This is a genomic window from Psychrobacter sp. P11G5, assembly GCF_001593305.1.
Taxonomy (GTDB): Bacteria; Pseudomonadota; Gammaproteobacteria; order Pseudomonadales; family Moraxellaceae; genus Psychrobacter.
The window spans coordinates 1,038,738-1,056,340 of record NZ_CP012533.1 but is presented as its reverse complement, the minus strand read 5'-3'; the positions used below and the strand labels follow the sequence as shown (position 1 = coordinate 1,056,340).

The following is a 17,603-nucleotide window of genomic DNA, read 5'->3' as shown; positions in this document are numbered from 1 at the left end:
TAAAAATTTTGACAATCAAGCTTATTTATTCAGCAGTCAGACTTCGTAATAAAAAGCGTTGAATCTTGCCACTTGGCGTCTTTGGTAATGCTGCAACAAACTCAATCTCGCGTGGATAAGCATGGGTCGATAAACGCTTACGTACCAAGTCTTTAATTTGCTGGGCAATCTCGTCACTGCCTTCGATGCCATCTTTTAGCACCACATAAGATTTGATATTATGTCCGCGCACCTCGTCAGGGACACCGACGGCAGCCGATTCAGCAACAGCCTCATGTTCTAATACAGTGTTTTCAACATCAGTTGGACCGACACGGTAACCTGCCGTAGTAATGATGTCATCATCACGACCTGAGAACCAATAACTGCCGTCACTATGGCGCTCAACCACATCTCCTGTCAGATAATAATCTTCAAAGAAAGCCTGTTTTTCGTTCCAGCTATAACCACGGAAATAAAACGCTGGCGATTGATTGACTACAACTGCCAGCTGGCCTTGCTCGCCATCAGGCAATACTTGCATATCATCACCCAATACGACGAGGGTGTGCCCTGGTAACGCCATGCCCATCGAGCCGACGGGACATTCATGTTCTAACGCATGATGCTCACAGCAGGTCATTCCGGTCTCTGTCTGTCCATACTGATCACAGACTTTGCAACCTAAGTGACTTTCAATCCAGCTTACTACTTCAGTATTCAAAGTTTCACCTGCTGAATTAGCACAGCGCAATGATAATTTTGAAGAGTTATTTTCGGAGATTTCTTCAAAGACACCGCTGGATTTCATCATGCGAAATGCCGTTGGCGAAGAAGCCAAATTGGTAATCTTATGACGCACCATAAAGTCGCGCGTATTGGGAGCATCAAACCCCGCTTCATTAAAATAAGTCGTGACACCTAATAATAGAGGTCCGGTAATCGCATAATACAAACCGTACGCCCAGCCTGGATCTGCCATATTCCAATAATTATCACTCTGGCGTAGATCAATTGCATAGCGCATATATAGATAAAAAGCTGGCAACGCAGCTAATGGAACACTGACGCCTTTTGACTTGCCAACCGTTCCTGAGGTAAACATTTGCAAAAATGACGCATCCGTATCTAACAAGACGGGCTCTATAGTCTGCGGCTGTGTTGCTATCATATCGTCATAATTGTCGTCACCCCAAGCCCTACTATCAACTGCACTACCAATTAAGACCATTTTGGTTTGCTCGGCCAAATCTTCAAACTTGCTACGATTCTCTTTATTGGTAAAAACGACTTTGGTATTGGCTTTATCCATTCGGTACTTGATTGAATCATAGCCAAAAGCGGTAAATAACGGTTGATAAACTGCCCCTAATCGCCACGTTGCTAACACAACTATTAATAACTCAGGTGTACGCGGTAGCATGGTCGCTACTTGGTCACCGACTTTTACACCATAAGACTGTAATAACCTGGCTACCTGTGCGCTGGCTTTATCTAATTCACCAAAACTCATACGCGTTACATTGCCCGCAGTATCTTCGTGTACCAGTGCGATATTATCAGCACGACCATCACGCACATGACGGCCACAGCAAGCCATATAAGCGTTAAGGCGATCATCTAAATGCGCACCAAAGATCTCTGTTAACAATGCATCCATATCGAAATTATTATAGTAATCGGCATAGCTTGTTAGAGTATTTGAATTATCGGAAGCAGTTTGCGTGGTGTTTTGAGATAAGTTGGTATTTGAAGATGAGATAGTCATGAGCTAATCCTTTAGCAATTTATAAATAGAGAGCAACGGCTCAAGTCGGATATGTGTTAGTTTTAATAGCAAAACAGTCATATCCTATAGACCGTTTAAGATTCTTATATTTAAGATAATCTATTAGTAACGCATTTCCATATTTATTTCAATACATAACGTATCATTTTTATAGTTAAATGCAAATCTTCTAATAGCTATAAACTCATTCTAATGTGCTTAAAAACCCAAGTAACGCTTTCTCTTCACAGCGTTGATATTCTTTAGTACGTCCACGACGTGCTTGTTTGTAAGGCTCAAAAAACTCACCTACTAAGAACTTCTCAATAATAACGGGGTGAATATAGGAGGCTCGGCACACGGCAGGTGTATTGCCCAGATCATTTGCCACTTCTTTGACCATATCCGCGACCAATTGCTGGCGCTCATCGCTGTCAGGTGCACTCGCCAGCACTTGCTGCCCTGCTGACGTTTGCAATTCATCATAAAGGTAGCTGGCCGCCAGCACACTCGCCATCCATGTACGAAAATCCTTTGCACTATACATCTTGCTCTCGCAATCGTTGCCGCAAGTATGCGTCCGCAAATAGTCATTAATATTTGCACTATCAATAACTTGCTTATCGCCATTTTCATCCAAATATTTGAAAATCTGATAACCGGGCAGCTCACTACATGCCTGCACAATGTCAATTAAACGCTCGTCTTGCAATTCTATATGATGCGCTTTCGCACTTTTACCGACAAAATCAAAAGCCAAACCGTTGTCTGTTTCGCTGACATGTTTGCTTCTTAAAGTGCTAAGGCCGTAGCTTTTATTGAGTTTAGCATAGCGGCTGTTACCAATACGAATCAAGGTCGTCTCAAGCAGTTTAACAACTGCAGCCAATACATTGGCGCGTGACAATGGCTCAGCTTCTAAATCTTTTTCGACTTGTGCGCGTAGGTTTGGTAGCGCTTCTGCAAAACCTATCATGGCATCAAACTTAGCCTGATCACGGATATTGTTCCATGATGGATGATACAAATACTGCTTACGTGCTTTGTCATCGCGACCCGTCGACTGCAAGTGGCCTTTGTCATCTTGGCATATCCAAACCTCTGACCACATCGGTGGAATAACCAAAGCATCAAAACGCTTGCGCAAAGCTTTATCTTTCACAGTATTGCCAGTTGCATCACGGTAAGTAAACCCGCGCCCCCAACGTCTACGTGTAAATCCAGGTTCATCGTCGTTTACATAACGCAGATTAGCACAGCGCGCTAAATGCTCGTAATCATGACGCGTATCTTCCGTAATTGCTTGCTGGTTTGCCTTTGCCATAAAACAGTACGCCTATTGAAAGTTATTGTTTTAGCATAATTAACTGTGATTATTTTTGCTGTTTACTTGCCACAGATAAAGTGTAATGCTGTGTAAAATCTAGCTTATTGAACACCCATAAAAAAACGCCAAGCGTTAAACACTTGGCGTTAATCGTTCTAATACTAATCTAAAAGCCACTATTTACCATAAGTACATAAATAAGCGGTTTCTACTTCAACTTTGACATTAAACTTCTTATTGGCTTCAATAGTAAATTGCTCGCCAGCATTAAAGGTTTGCCATTCATCACTTTCTGGTAGCTTGACAGTTAATGCCCCACTAACGACTGTCATGGTTTCAAATTCGCTGGTACCAAACTCATATTCACCAATGCTCATGACACCGACAGTAGCTGGCTTAGTCGCCGTTTGAAAGGCAATTGAGGTCACTTTATCATCAAAATAATTATTCACGCTTAGCATAATTTTTCCTTAAGTAATTTTTGCTTTGTTACCCAACTATCAACCTTATGGACTACTGTAGGCTGTGGCTTTAGCCCAGCATTTTGCTTCGGCAAAGGTTTAAGCTGGGCTAAAACCACAGCCTACTTCAAAAAGATTGAAGAATTAAGAGTAGGGATTTATTCTTAAAAGCACCCCTACAGTCCCGCTTTTAGGCTTGCCTCGATAAATTGATCGAGATCACCATCTAGCACCGCACCCGTGTTAAAGGTCTCAACGCCGGTACGTAAGTCTTTGATACGTGAATCATCGAGTACATAAGAGCGGATTTGACTGCCCCAACCGACATCAGATTTACCATCTTCAACCGCTTGCTGGGATTCCATACGTTTTTGCATCTCAAGCTCGTAGAGCTTGGCACGTAGCATTTTCATCGCGGTCGCTTTGTTACCATGTTGGCTACGCTCGTTCTGACAAGTCACTACCACGCCACTTGGTTCGTGGGTGATACGTACGGCAGAATCGGTGGTGTTAACGTGCTGACCACCTGCGCCCGATGAGCGATAAGTATCGATACGCAAATCCGCTGGATTGATATCAATCTCAATATTATCATCAATTTCAGGCGAGACAAAAACGGCCGCAAATGAGGTATGACGGCCATTATTACTATCAAATGGCGATTTACGGACTAGGCGATGCACACCAATTTCGGTACGTAACCAGCCAAAAGCATAGTCACCCTTAATCTCAATCGTGGCCGATTTGATACCAGCGACGCTACCTGATGATACTTCAATCACTTCAACTTTGAAACCATGCGCTTCTGCCCAGCGCGTATACATACGCAGCAGCATTTCTGCCCAATCTTGCGCTTCTGTGCCGCCGCTGCCCGATTGAATATCCAAGTAGCAGTTATTTGGATCCATCTCACCGCTAAACATGCGACGAAACTCTAAGTCCGCAACGCGCTTTTCCGCATCGTCGAGCTCGGCTTGTACATCAGCAAGCAACGATTCGTCTTCTGCCTCTACCGCCAGCTCCAGCATGGCAGACGCATCTTCTAAAGTGGTCTCAAGTGAGACGACTACATCGATGACCCCATCAAGTTGGCTTTTTTCTTTATTAATCTTTGTTGCACGCTCTGGATCATTCCATAGCTCGGGGTTTTCTAATTCTAAATTGACTTCTTCTAAGCGTTCTTGCTTACCATCGAAGTCAAAGATACCTCCGCAAGTCATGCCCACGCTCAGATAGATCTTTGATTTGTTCTTGATACGGATTGATTTCCATAGGTTTTCCTAAGTTAATAAAAGCTAAGTTAATAAACGATAATGTTTACGCTTAATATTATTCATGCATAACTGGAATAAATGTTTCTAGCTTGCTGTGCGCAAGCCAGACAGATGCTTTGAAAAATTCATCCTAGCCATACTGTATTCATTTTAGAGCCAATCGTCTATATATGACGCATGTCTGAATAGATTAGAGATGCTATTAAATCGACCAATCCTCTACTGCCCAGCGATGGGCAAGCGCATGCGCATGCAGTGCATCATCAGGCGACACACAGATAGCCACATCTGCCCAATTTAATAGTGGTATATCATTTTTTGAGTCTGAATACGCGTAAGTTTTCTCAAACTTAACCCCTGCTACTTGCTGCTTATCGAGCCACTTATCAAGATGATAAATCTTACCCGCTTGGAAGTTTGGCTTATCAGTCAACTTGCCAGTATAACGTTCATCTTTAATTTCAAGCGGTGTAGCAAGCACATTGGCCTCTGTAATGCCAAACCGCTTAGCAATAGCAGACACTACAAAGTCATTGGTCGCAGAAATAATTACGACATCATGACCCTGTTCAATATGCTGACACAGTACTTCCATCGCTTTGGGGCGGATATGAGGCTCGATTTCACTTTTAATATAATCTTCTCGCAATTCATGCAGTCTATCCATCGGTAAGCTGCTCAAAAACTGCGCGACAAATTCATTATACTCCGTCGCATCAAGTGTGCCTTCGATATAGTCTTGATAAAACTTTTGGTTGGCAGTACGATATTCGGCTTCATCGACGAGGTCATGCTTGACGATATATTCGCCCCATAGGTAATCGCTATCGACATCGAGTAAAGTATGGTCTAAGTCAAATAACGCTAGGGTACGTGCTACGGAAGCAGTGTCGATGTTTATGGTGCTCATATTAAATTACTCATTGAAAATAAGTGTTGGTTAAGATATTTTTATATCGTTGAATTGGTTGATATAGCCGATACTAAATAAAATGGATACGTTAGGTTATGACGCGGGACTGGTATAAGTTTTTCTGGCTTACTGTGCCGACGCCGACAGAGGATGCAAAAACCAACATTAAAAACTAAGCATCCCAGTCCCGCTGTATCTTTTTTATATTGAACTCACTATGCTTTTTATCGCTATTAACTCAGTGTTGTTAAAGTTATCTTATTCTGGCTGCTTAATCTCTTTTAGACCAGTTTTAAACTTCTGGCAACGCGCCGCATAATGCATAGCAGACTCTTTTATCATAGCCGCTTGCTCATCAGTCAGAGTTTTGACCACTTTTGCCGGTGCGCCCATCACGAGCGAATTATCTGGAATCTCTTTGCCTTCAGTGACTAAGGCTTTAGCACCAATGATGCAATTTTTACCAATTTTGGCATTATTTAAAATAACGGCGCCAATGCCAATGAGACTATTATCACCCACTTCGCAGCCATGTAACATGGCTAAATGACCAATAGTGACATGATTACCGATTTTGACATCAATGCCTTCATCGGTATGAATGACGCTGTTTTCTTGCACGTTGCTGTAATCACCAATATGAATGCGCTCATTGTCACCGCGCAGCACAGCACCAAACCAAACGCTGGCTTGATGACCCAAATAAACATCACCGATGACGCGCGCTGAATCTGCGACCCACCCGTTAAAAGGACTAGCAAACTCAGGCACTTTGTCTAAATATTGATAAATCATAACGAATCCTTGTTTTAGTTGTACGTGTTAACTTTATTATTTAGTAGATATAATTGAGTGCCATCCATTGTTGCAAAGCTATATATTAAAATCCAGCCGTTTTAGTAGTTAATTTATAGTGTAGTCATTAACCTAGAAAATCGGCTGGCTATATCGGCGTATATTGTATATAATGCGCAAAATCTGTGCCTAAGCGAGCGGACATGATGCAAGTTACCTATTCACTACCTAGTGAGTTTTGTAGTTTCCATCAATAATGTCTTCTCGCTTTTTTGTGGAAAAATTTTGGCTTTAGCCTTTTTTATTCTGGTTTTGACGGCAGTTATAACAGTATAGATGGCGATTATAGGTCAATATTTGAACCATCACATTATCGTGGCACTCACAAATAATAGCGGAGGCAACCCTTGAATTCATCGGCAGAAATACAAGCAATTTTGGCACTAGCAGACGGTACGATTTTTCGCGGTGTTAGTATCGGTAGTGAAGGTCATCGTGTCGGTGAGGTGGTCTTTAATACAGCCATGACAGGGTATCAAGAAATCCTGACCGACCCAAGCTACGCCCGCCAGCTAGTGACTCTAACCTATCCGCACATTGGCAATACCGGTACCAACGCTGAAGATACTGAGTCTGGTAATGGACATCAAGTATGGGCAGAAGGCCTTATCATTCGTGATGCAACGCTGGTTACTTCAAACTTCCGCAACTCTGAATCATTAAGCGATTACCTACAGAACCACGATACCGTTGCCATCGCTGAGATTGATACGCGCCAGTTGACCCGCCTATTACGTGATAAAGGCGCTCAAAACGGTTGTATCATGACGGCCTCTAACGGCGCAACGATTAGCAGCGACGACGAGCAGCAAGCGATTAAATTGGCGCAAGAATTTGCTGGTATTGAAGGCATGGACTTGGCAAAAGAATGCTGTACGCCGACGACGTTTGAATGGACAGTGGGCAGCTGGGATTTATCAGACACCCTACTTAACCGTGATATACCAGGAAGCCATGATAGCGGCACGGGCGGCTTCTTTAAGCACTTAGGTACGCATGTCGAAGCAAAATTTAACGTTGTTGCCTACGACTTTGGTAGCAAGACCAATATCTTGCGTATGCTAGTAGACCGTGGCTGTCATGTGACCGTTGTCCCAGCGCAAACGCCTATCGCAGACGTGCTCGCGATGAACCCAGACGGTATTTTCTTATCAAATGGCCCTGGTGACCCTGCTGCCTGTGATTACGCTATCGACGCGGTACGTCATATCATTGAACAAACAGAGATTCCAACTTTTGGTATTTGCCTAGGTCATCAGCTGATTGGTCTTGCCAGCGGTGCAAACACCATTAAAATGAAAACTGGACATCATGGTGCTAACCATCCAGTACAAGATTTAGCCACTGGTACGGTCATGATTACCAGTCAAAACCATGGTTTTGCAGTTGACGAAGACACACTGCCTGACAACGTTAAATCTACCCATCGTTCATTGTTCGATGGTACTAACCAAGGGATTGAGCTGACCAATAAGCCCGTCTTTAGCTTCCAAGGTCACCCAGAAGCCAGCCCTGGCCCGCATGATGCTGCGCCATTATTTGATAAGTTTGCAGAAATGATGGCAGCAGTGAAAGCTTAAGTTATCCATGATTAACCGCAAGCAAATAATCAATATAAAGCTTGAATCACTAGCGGTGGTTCAAGCTGCAGCATACCAAATATTATAAGCGTTATTGAACATATCGTTAAAATACAGATTACTCAAAATATCACCCAAACGAAGGTAGCCCTAACTATGCCAAAACGTACCGACATAAAAAGCATTCTTATCATTGGCGCAGGCCCTATCGTCATCGGCCAAGCATGTGAGTTTGACTACTCAGGCGCGCAGGCGTGTAAAGCGCTAAAAGAAGAAGGCTACCGCGTCATCTTGGTCAACTCAAACCCTGCAACCATCATGACTGACCCTGTCATGGCTGATGCGACCTATATCGAGCCGATTACGTGGCAGACGGTTGAGCAAATCATTGCCAAAGAACGTCCTGATGCCATTTTGCCAACGATGGGCGGACAGACGGCGCTAAACTGTGCTTTAGACCTAGACAAACACGGCGTCTTGACCAAGTACAACTGCGAATTGATTGGCGCGACCAAAGACTCAATCGAGATGGCAGAAGATCGCAACTTGTTTGATAAAGCCATGAAGCGCATCGGCCTTGAATGTCCACGCGCTGAAACTGCTGAGACCATGGAAGAAGCATTTGCGACCCAAGAGAAAATGGGCTATCCCTGTATCATTCGCCCATCATTTACCATGGGTGGTTCAGGCGGCGGTATCGCTTATAACCGTGATGAGTTTATCGAAATCTGTGAGCGCGGTTTTGACTTATCACCAAACCATCAATTACTTATCGATGAATCATTAATCGGTTGGAAAGAATATGAGATGGAAGTGGTCCGTGACAAAAACGACAACTGTATCATCATCTGTGCGATTGAGAACTTTGACCCAATGGGTGTGCATACTGGCGACTCAATCACAGTCGCCCCAGCGCAAACGCTGACCGATAAAGAATACCAAATCATGCGTAATGCTTCATTAGCAGTACTGCGTGAAATCGGCGTTGAAACGGGCGGCTCAAACGTGCAGTTCGGTATCAACCCTGAGACTGGTCGTATGGTCGTCATCGAGATGAACCCACGCGTATCACGCTCATCAGCATTGGCATCAAAAGCCACTGGCTTTCCGATTGCTAAAATCGCAGCAAAATTAGCGATTGGTTATACGCTAGATGAATTGCAAAATGATATCACTGGTGGCAAAACCCCAGCGAGCTTTGAGCCTGCGCTTGATTATGTTGTGACGAAAATCCCTCGTTTTAACTTTGAAAAATTCCCGCAAGCCGATAATGTTTTATCAACGCAGATGAAATCGGTTGGCGAAGTGATGGCAATCGGTCGTAACTTCCAAGAGTCGATGCAAAAAGCATTACGCGGTATGGAAACTGGCAATGATGGTTTTGATGAGCAAATCGACTTATCAAAAGTAAGTATTGAAAAAGCCCGTAGCGAGATTAACAATCGCTTAACCATTCCAACCCCTGAACGCATTTATTATATTGCCGATGCTTTCCGTATCGGTATGAGCGTCGATGAAGTGTTTAACTTAACCAAAATCGACCCATGGTTCTTGGTACAAATCGAAGATATCGTCAAAACCGAAGCACAAGTTAAAGCGTTAGGCTTTGGCGGCTTAACTGAGCATAATTTACGCAGCTTTAAGCGTAAAGGTTTGTCAGATTTACGTTTGGCGAAACTGCTTGGTGTCTCACAGAAGCAGCTACGCACCAAGCGTTGGGATTTAAACGTTTATCCAGTCTATAAACGCGTCGATACCTGTGCCGCAGAGTTTGCCACCAGCACCGCTTATATGTACTCAACGTACGACAGCGAATGTGAAGCCAATCCTACCGATAATAAGAAAATCATGGTTATCGGCGGTGGTCCTAACCGTATCGGTCAAGGTATTGAGTTTGACTATTGCTGCGTACACGCAGCTCTTGCCATGCGCGAAGATGGCTACGAGACCATCATGGTTAACTGTAACCCTGAAACGGTTTCTACCGATTATGATACTTCTGACCGTCTCTACTTTGAGCCAATCACCTTAGAAGACGTATTAGAGATTGTCCGTATCGAAAATCCTGATGGTGTGATTGTACAGTTCGGTGGTCAAACGCCATTGAAACTGGCGCGCGCGCTTGAAGCTGCCGGCGTTAAAATCATCGGTACTAGCCCAGATGCGATTGACCGTGCTGAAGACCGCGAACGCTTCCAGCATATGATTCATCAATTAGACCTAATTCAACCTTCAAACGCTCTAGCAACTAGTTTGGAAGACGGCTTGGTTAAAGCAAAAGACGTTGGTTATCCATTGGTAGTGCGCCCATCATACGTCTTAGGTGGCCGTGCGATGGAAATCGTCTATAACGAAGACGAGCTCAGACATTACTTGCGCACAGCGGTACAAGCTTCAAACGAAGCGCCAGTACTCCTTGATCGCTTTTTGGATGATGCCATCGAAGTCGATGTTGACTGTGTCTGCGATGGTACTGACGTTGTGATTGGCGGTATCATGCAGCATATTGAACAGGCAGGCGTCCACTCTGGTGACTCAGCGTGTTCATTACCACCTTACTCACTATCTAAAGAATTATGTGATGTGATGCGCGCTCAAACCGTTGCCATGGCAAAAGAGCTTGGCGTTATCGGTCTGATGAACGTACAGTTCGCGGTAAAAGGTAAAACGGTTTATATTCTTGAGGTCAACCCTCGTGCTGCCCGTACCGTGCCTTTTGTCTCCAAATGTATCGGTACGTCATTAGCACAAATTGCGGCGCGCTGTATGGCTGGAACCTCGCTAAAAGATCAAGGCTTTACTAAAGAGATTGTTCCTGCATTTTATGCCGTAAAAGAAGCGGTATTCCCATTTGCTAAATTCCCTGGCGTCGATCCAATCTTGAGCCCTGAGATGAAATCAACTGGTGAAGTCATGGGCGTTGGCAAAACCTTTGGCGAAGCCTTCTATAAAGCGGTTATCGGTAGCAATGAGCGCTTGCCTGGCTTACCAACTGAAGGCGAAACCAAAACGGTCTTTATCTCAGTACGTGATAGCGATAAAGAACAAGTTACTCCCATCGCTCGTCAATTGGTCGATTTTGGCTTTAACATTGTCGCTACCACTGGTACGCAAAAAGTACTGAGCGATAACGGTATTGAATGTAAGAAAATCAACAAAGTCACTGAAGGTCGCCCGCATATCGTTGATGCCTTGAAAAACGGCAAAATCGACCTTATTATCAATACGACCGAAGGCAAACAGGCGCAAGAGGATTCATTCTCTATTCGCCGTAGTGCGCTACAAGGTAAAGTATTCTACGTTACTACCTTAGGTGCAGCAGATGCAGTCTGTAAATCTTATGCTATCGACTTACCGTTTGATGTGTATAAGCTACAAGATTTGCATGAGCAAGCAAAGTCTATTGACTTGGTTGAATAACTTCAGTAGATTAAGCATAATAGTAATGACGACTTAACACATAGTTCTTAGTTCAAAATTACAGTGTTTAGAATTATAGTCGTAACCTTAATGTCGTAATCATTTTGAAAAGCATAGTGGCCTACCTGCGACTATGCTTTTTATTACGTAAGCTTATCGTGAGCTACTGAACAAACCAATAAATTATTGACGATCTAAAGATCACATAACGCAAACACCGCCTTTTTTATATTCACATTCATTGCAATAACGCTGACACCATCTCTTATGAGGTGGTGTGATGTTATTGGTTTAAGGAAAAAAACATGCAACGTTATCCCATGACTCCGCAAGGACATGCGGCTTTAGAAGCCGAATTAAAACAGTTAAAAAGTATCGACCGTCCGCGCATCACTGCTTCTATTGCTGAAGCTCGCGAACACGGTGACCTAAAAGAGAACGCTGAATACCATGCCGCCCGTGAGCAGCAAGGGTTTTGTGAAGCACGTATTCGTGATATCGAAGCAAAACTTGGCGGAGCACAAGTGATTGATACTGCGACTTTAAAACAAGAAGGTCGTGTAGTATTTGGCGTTACTGTCGTTATTGAAAACATGGAAACTGAAGAAGAAAAACATTACCAGATCGTTGGTGATGACGAGGCTGACTTTAAAGCAGGCAAAATCTCTGTCAACTCGCCTATCGCTCGTGGTCTCATCGGTAAGTTTGAAGGTGATGAAGCCCGTATTGAAACACCAAAAGGTGTGGTTGAGTATGAAGTGATGAAAATCATCTACGGTTAGTATAGATATTTATAGCTACTGACTATAGAACCTTCTTACAGCTACTTAATATTTTATAAATTACACAATTGTGCTTTTCTAATATAATTTTTTTAGTGCATAATTGTTTGGGTTTAAATTAATACGTATCTTGTAAATGGTGTCGGTCGAATTGCTGGTTTCCATTAAGGTTCCTACCCTCGTGGGTTGACATGATTTAGATTGTCAACCCACGAGGGTTTTTTATATCTATGTGTTTAATTATCTTAGCTTCATTTATCATTATCTGAAAGGACTCTGTTATGACCATCAATCTTAATATGCCAAAAATACTTAACAAAACTCAACCGGTGTGCATTAGCACTGCTATTATTGGTGTTCTTACTGGTTGTATTCTTGCTACTTCTACAGCAAATGCTGCTCCTGAAATTGTGATTAGCCAGCCTACGACTGGTAGTACTACCGTCGTTGAGCAGTACTCTGATGGCAAAACCGCTACCATCACTGCCACGCCTAATAGTATTACGATGCAAGACGGCCTACCGTTTGCAGTCACTCAAATCTCTAATGTGCCACGTTATACTATTCATCAAGGCACTACTCAGGGCAGTACAACTATCACTACAGTCCCAGTTAATACCATACCCCTCAATACCATACCGGTGACCAACCAAGTTACCCGAGCAGGTGTGTTGACCACTCCTGTAAATACAGTGGCCCAAGTGCTGCCTGTCGCTACCAATGTATCGCTGCCTGTTATCAATCAAACAGCAACGAACCAAGTGATTAGCAGCCAACCGATGACCAGCCAAATAGTCTCTGCAACGACATCTTTGGATACCTTGCAATTACAACCGACTTTTAGTACGCCTGATATCGTTGGCGCGCAAACCAAAATTATGAAAATTCTAAAAAACAGTGATGGTCGTGAGCTTGCGGTGCCTGCTAATCATGTTGCACCCGGTGATGTCATTGAATATCACACCACTTATACTAATACTACTGCACAACCGGTGAATGATATTAATGCCATGGTTTCATTACCAACTGGCGTCAAATTAGTATCGCTAAATAGCCCACTACCGACGCTCGCTACTACTGGCGGTGACAGCTATCAAACCATTCAACAAGTTGGCAACACTGTTGTTATTAAAGAGAACTATTCTGGTCTAAAATGGAATTTGGTCAATCTTGATGCTAATACTCCACAAACCGTGGTTATACGCGCCAAGGTACAATAAAAGTTAGATTCTAGAGTATTGTTATTTAATAGATATTAAAATTGATAAAAGGTCTTGTGGGCTAGTTTTCTAGTTGGCAAGGCCTTTTTTAGTTGGTGAAATTTTTTAATTAATTTTTCATACAATCATTTGAGCAGTTTTTACCAGTAATATCATTTATTTGCAGTACGACACTACCTGTCGTGTTGTTTTATAAATAATCCTATAAATACAATGACTTAATTACAAATTTGATAAAATAGTCTTTCATTAATTCATTGGTAACTACCACTTATGGCAACCATCAATTATGAACGACTGCAAGGTAAGCTCAACATTTTAGCGGATGCCGCTAAGTATGATGTCTCTTGCTCCTCATCCGCTGGCACTCGCAAAAACCAAGGCGGTGGTCTCGGTGACGCCTCAGCAACAGGTATCTGTCACAGCTATACCGAAGATGGTCGCTGTGTCAGCTTGCTTAAAATTCTGCTGACCAATCACTGTATCTATGATTGCGCGTACTGCACCTCCCGCAAAAGCAATGACACCCCGCGCGCGGCTTTTAGTGTCGAGGAAGTCGTTGATCTAACCATGCAGTTTTATCGTCGTAATTATATCGAAGGGCTGTTTCTTAGCTCAGGTATCTTTAAAAGTGGCGACCATACGATGGAGCGCTTGGTAGAAGTCGCTAAGATATTACGTACCCGTGAGCGCTTTAACGGTTATATTCACTTAAAAACCATTCCGGGTGCTTCAAAAGAATTACTGTTAGAAGCTGGATTATATGCAGACCGTCTCAGCGTTAATATCGAGATTCCCACCAAGTCTGGTCTAGCTTTGCTCGCACCAGAGAAGTCGCACGAGCAATTAAAAGCACCGATGGAAACGGTAAAAGAAGAAATCATCACTATTCGTGAAAGCCGTAAAACTCATAAAAAAGCCCCTAAGTTTGTACCTGCTGGTCAAACCAGCCAGATGATAGTCGGTGCTAGTAACGAAACCGACTTACAGGTGATCCAGTTATCGAGTCATTTTTATAAACAGTATGACCTTAAGCGCGTTTACTATTCTGGTTACGTACCAATGCTATCCGATAGTCGCCTGCCAGCGATTGGCACACCAGTACCGATGGTACGTGAAAACCGCCTATATCAAGCCGATTGGCTGATGCGTTTTTATGGTTTTGGCGCACATGAAATTGTTGAACCTGAATCACCCTTTTTGGATTTGGACTGTGACCCAAAATTAGCTTGGGCCATTCGTCATCGTGAGCATTTTCCGGTCAATATTCAAACGGCGAGCTACGAGATGATTGTACGTATTCCCGGTATCGGTACTAAGACGGCTAAAAAGATAGTGAAAGCGCGTAAATTTAATCAATTAACCTTATATCATTTAAAAAAAATGGGCGCTGCGGTCAACCGTGCCAAATATTTTATCGCTACGACAGGCAAGAATGAGCACCTGGCGCATCTAACTCGTGACAACTTCCGTCAATATGTACTTGCACAGACGCAGACCAAGTTTAAAGATCAGCGCAGTGGGCAGTTGGCATTATTTTAAAACCTTTTTACACCAACGTTTTAGATGAGATGTTTAGAAAAACCATCTTTAAATTATCTATAACATTTTAGAGTTATCTTAGGATAGACGATGTCGCAACTTGCGCAACACACAACGTACGCTATCGGTCAATTAACGCCCAGTATTGTGCTTTATGAGCCAAGTTTTGAGGGTTGGCTAAGCGCCGTATTTTACGTATATGCCAACCGATTACAAGACGACGACTCGCTACAACTGACCGCTCAGGACTGTTACGTACCCTCACTAATAGCTGAGGCGACGAGTGTTAGTATTGATGAAGATAAAGCCGAACGCGTACTGATAAAACTAAATAAGCTATTAGGTCGTTCAGGTATGCGCAATATCTTATGGGGATTTTTGTCTGAGAAAGACAACATAGGCACTACTTTATTTCAAGTGGTGAAGTACGCCATTGACTACCCTAGCCGCCATATTATGGAAGATTTGGGTAATTTAGATGTGCTGGAGCTGGTACAGACGGTAAAGTCTGTCGGTCGTGAGAAGCATCGTATGGAAGCCTTTGTGCGCTTTGAGCATACAAATGATGACATCTACTTTGCCCGCGTTGAGCCTGATTTTAATGTTTTGCCATTGATTGGTGAGCATTTTCGTCAGCGCTATCAAGACCAACACTGGGCGATTTATGATTTGGCCCGTGGTTATGGTATTTATTATGACAAGAGCCAAAGTACACCTTCGCGCCCTGCAGCCTTGCAGACTATTACTGACCTTGATGATGCCGTACTACGTAATCCTGCCAGTATTCATAGTGAGGATGAACAGCGCTATCAGAAATTTTGGCAAGGTTACTTTACCAACGTCAATATCAAAGAGCGTAAAAACCCGCGTCTGCATAAGCAATATTTACCGCAGCGCTACTGGAAATATTTAAGTGAAAAACAAATATTGCCTAATGCTGAGCACCTGCAAAAACGGCGCTGACTTTGGATCAAACATTCTATAATTGCATTTATTATAAAAAGATAACTGCCAAAATTATTTGTAACCTCTAATTAGCCTTCATGGTTGAGTTTTTAGCGCTTTTAACTGACAATAGCAGCTTGATATTTTAACTGGTGACCAACGCTATTATGAAAGTTATGCGCTTACTGTCGTCTTTAAAGCATGATGAATCCGAACGCGGTATTTTTCATCTTGGGCGTGCCTTGGTCAAAAATGGACATACCTCCATTATTATCTCTAGCGCTAATGATGATAACGATTTGGTCAAACGTTTAGAGCGTGATGGCAATATATACCATCAGCTACATATGTATAAAAAGTCGTGGTTATCCTTATTACAAGTCGCACCGTTACGTCATCTTATTGAACAATACAATCCTGATATTATCCATGTGCATTCACGCACGCCTGCTTGGATATTACATTTAGCCTTACGTCGCGCACGCGTAAAACGTCGGCCAAAATTAGTCTCAACCATGTATGGCTTTTATTCTATTAATAAATACTCACAAGCGTTACTCGATGTCGATACCATTATTACGGTATCAGACAGTGTGACGAATTATTTAAGAAAAGGACTACAACGCGAAGATATCGACTCTAAAGCAATCAAACGCATTTACCGCGGTGTTGATACGCGTCGTTATCCCTATCGCCATAACCCATCCGTATACTGGTTACGACGGACTTTTGCAGAATACCCTGAGCTTGAACATAAAAAGTGGCTGGTATTCCCAACGGTAATCGGTAATGAGTATGGTCAAGAATGGCTGATTGATATTTTGGGAAATTTGCAGGAACAATTTCCCAATATCCACGCGATTATAATGGACGAAGATCATAGAGATGGCGATGTAGCACACGAGGATTTTCGGCAACGTACTCACGCTCTTGAGCTTGCGGACCGCATCACCTATGTTGGCAGTAAGCGTAATGATATGCGTGAGTGGTTATCAGCAGCAAATATCGTGATGGCACTTGCTAATGAGCCTGAATCTATTGGTATTAATGCACTACAAGCGATTCATTTGGGCACACCAGTAGTAGGTTGGGATCAAGCCGCATTTAGTGAAATTTTGCAACCTCTATACCCGCAAGGATTGGTCAAAAAATACAGTGCTCAAGCACTGTGCAAAGTCGTTAAAAGTCAACTAGAGAGCGTCACTCGTCCTGAGATGACAGATAAATTCACCATGCGTGAGATGATTAAAGAGACGATTGAGGTCTATCAAAGTCTATATGACGAGCTACAAGCGGAAGAACAAGCACTATTGAAGGCTCACTCATTAAAGAGATCTAAAAAGCATCTGAAAGCTATTAACAAACCTGTTATCGAATCCATTCACAAAAGGCCAGAAGGTACTAAGGTTGAGCTATTAAAAAAGTCGCCAAAAGCGATGGGCGACTCTAAGGTAGTTATCAAAAAGACAGACAACACGAATAAGAAGGAAGTTGATAATAATCGATAAAAATAGACAGCGAAATTTATCGACATATC

The 17,603-nt window shown here is 42.9% G+C and carries 13 protein-coding genes; 7 read left to right on the top strand and 6 right to left on the bottom strand.

From position 1 onward, the window contains the following. Positions 1-25 precede the first annotated feature (25 nt). The 6 genes from AK825_RS04485 to AK825_RS04460 all read right to left on the bottom strand — a co-directional run bounded on the left by AK825_RS04485 (position 26) and on the right by AK825_RS04460 (position 6,517). On the bottom strand, positions 26-1,747 hold the full coding sequence (locus AK825_RS04485; protein WP_068034949.1) for an AMP-binding protein: 1,722 nt from the start codon (positions 1,745-1,747) through the stop codon (positions 26-28). A 205-nt stretch (positions 1,748-1,952) separates the two neighbouring features. Beyond that, positions 1,953-3,071 (bottom strand): DNA topoisomerase IB, encoded by a 1,119-nt coding sequence (locus AK825_RS04480; protein ID WP_068034948.1) that lies wholly within the window; start codon positions 3,069-3,071, stop codon positions 1,953-1,955. A gap of 179 nt (positions 3,072-3,250) precedes the next feature. Next, a complete protein-coding gene (locus tag AK825_RS04475; protein WP_068034947.1) occupies positions 3,251-3,535 on the bottom strand; it encodes a pyrimidine/purine nucleoside phosphorylase in 285 nt (94 codons plus the stop codon). Between the two features lie 176 nt (positions 3,536-3,711). Then, positions 3,712-4,807 (bottom strand): peptide chain release factor 2 gene (prfB, locus tag AK825_RS04470; protein WP_149038748.1). Its coding sequence is split into 2 segments (ribosomal slippage): positions 3,712-4,734 and positions 4,736-4,807, totalling 1,095 coding nucleotides; the frame shifts between segments, so codons are not numbered across the junction. 204 nt (positions 4,808-5,011) lie between these two features. Then, a complete protein-coding gene (locus AK825_RS04465; protein ID WP_068034946.1) occupies positions 5,012-5,719 on the bottom strand; it encodes an HAD family hydrolase in 708 nt (235 codons plus the stop codon). A gap of 261 nt (positions 5,720-5,980) precedes the next feature. Next, complete coding sequence (locus AK825_RS04460; protein WP_068034945.1) at positions 5,981-6,517, bottom strand: gamma carbonic anhydrase family protein; 537 nt, start codon at positions 6,515-6,517, stop codon at positions 5,981-5,983. A 407-nt stretch (positions 6,518-6,924) separates the two neighbouring features. On the opposite strand from AK825_RS04460, the gene carA reads away from it, so the two are divergent. The 7 genes from carA to AK825_RS04425 all read left to right on the top strand — a co-directional run bounded on the left by carA (position 6,925) and on the right by AK825_RS04425 (position 17,574). Further along, entirely contained in the window at positions 6,925-8,157 is a 1,233-nt protein-coding gene (gene carA / locus AK825_RS04455; RefSeq protein ID WP_068034944.1) for a glutamine-hydrolyzing carbamoyl-phosphate synthase small subunit, read from the top strand. A gap of 156 nt (positions 8,158-8,313) precedes the next feature. Next, positions 8,314-11,577, top strand: coding sequence for a carbamoyl-phosphate synthase large subunit (carB, locus tag AK825_RS04450; protein WP_068034943.1), 3,264 nt, complete (start codon positions 8,314-8,316; stop codon positions 11,575-11,577). A gap of 305 nt (positions 11,578-11,882) precedes the next feature. Further along, positions 11,883-12,359 carry a transcription elongation factor GreA gene (gene greA / locus AK825_RS04445; RefSeq protein ID WP_068034942.1) on the top strand — a complete coding sequence of 159 codons (477 nt, stop codon included), beginning with the start codon at positions 11,883-11,885 and terminating at the stop codon, positions 12,357-12,359. Between the two features lie 281 nt (positions 12,360-12,640). Further along, positions 12,641-13,579, top strand: a complete 939-nt coding sequence (locus AK825_RS04440) for a hypothetical protein (protein WP_068034941.1) — start codon at positions 12,641-12,643, stop codon at positions 13,577-13,579. A 273-nt stretch (positions 13,580-13,852) separates the two neighbouring features. Further along, positions 13,853-15,121, top strand: a complete 1,269-nt coding sequence (locus tag AK825_RS04435) for a putative DNA modification/repair radical SAM protein (RefSeq protein WP_068034940.1) — start codon at positions 13,853-13,855, stop codon at positions 15,119-15,121. A gap of 90 nt (positions 15,122-15,211) precedes the next feature. Continuing rightward, positions 15,212-16,084 carry a TIGR03915 family putative DNA repair protein gene (locus AK825_RS04430; protein ID WP_068034939.1) on the top strand — a complete coding sequence of 291 codons (873 nt, stop codon included), beginning with the start codon at positions 15,212-15,214 and terminating at the stop codon, positions 16,082-16,084. Positions 16,085-16,233: 149 nt separating this feature from the next. Beyond that, the gene (locus AK825_RS04425; RefSeq protein WP_082785634.1) at positions 16,234-17,574 is read left to right on the top strand and encodes a glycosyltransferase family 4 protein; all 1,341 of its coding nucleotides are present in this window, start codon (positions 16,234-16,236) and stop codon (positions 17,572-17,574) included. Positions 17,575-17,603: the final 29 nt, after the last annotated feature.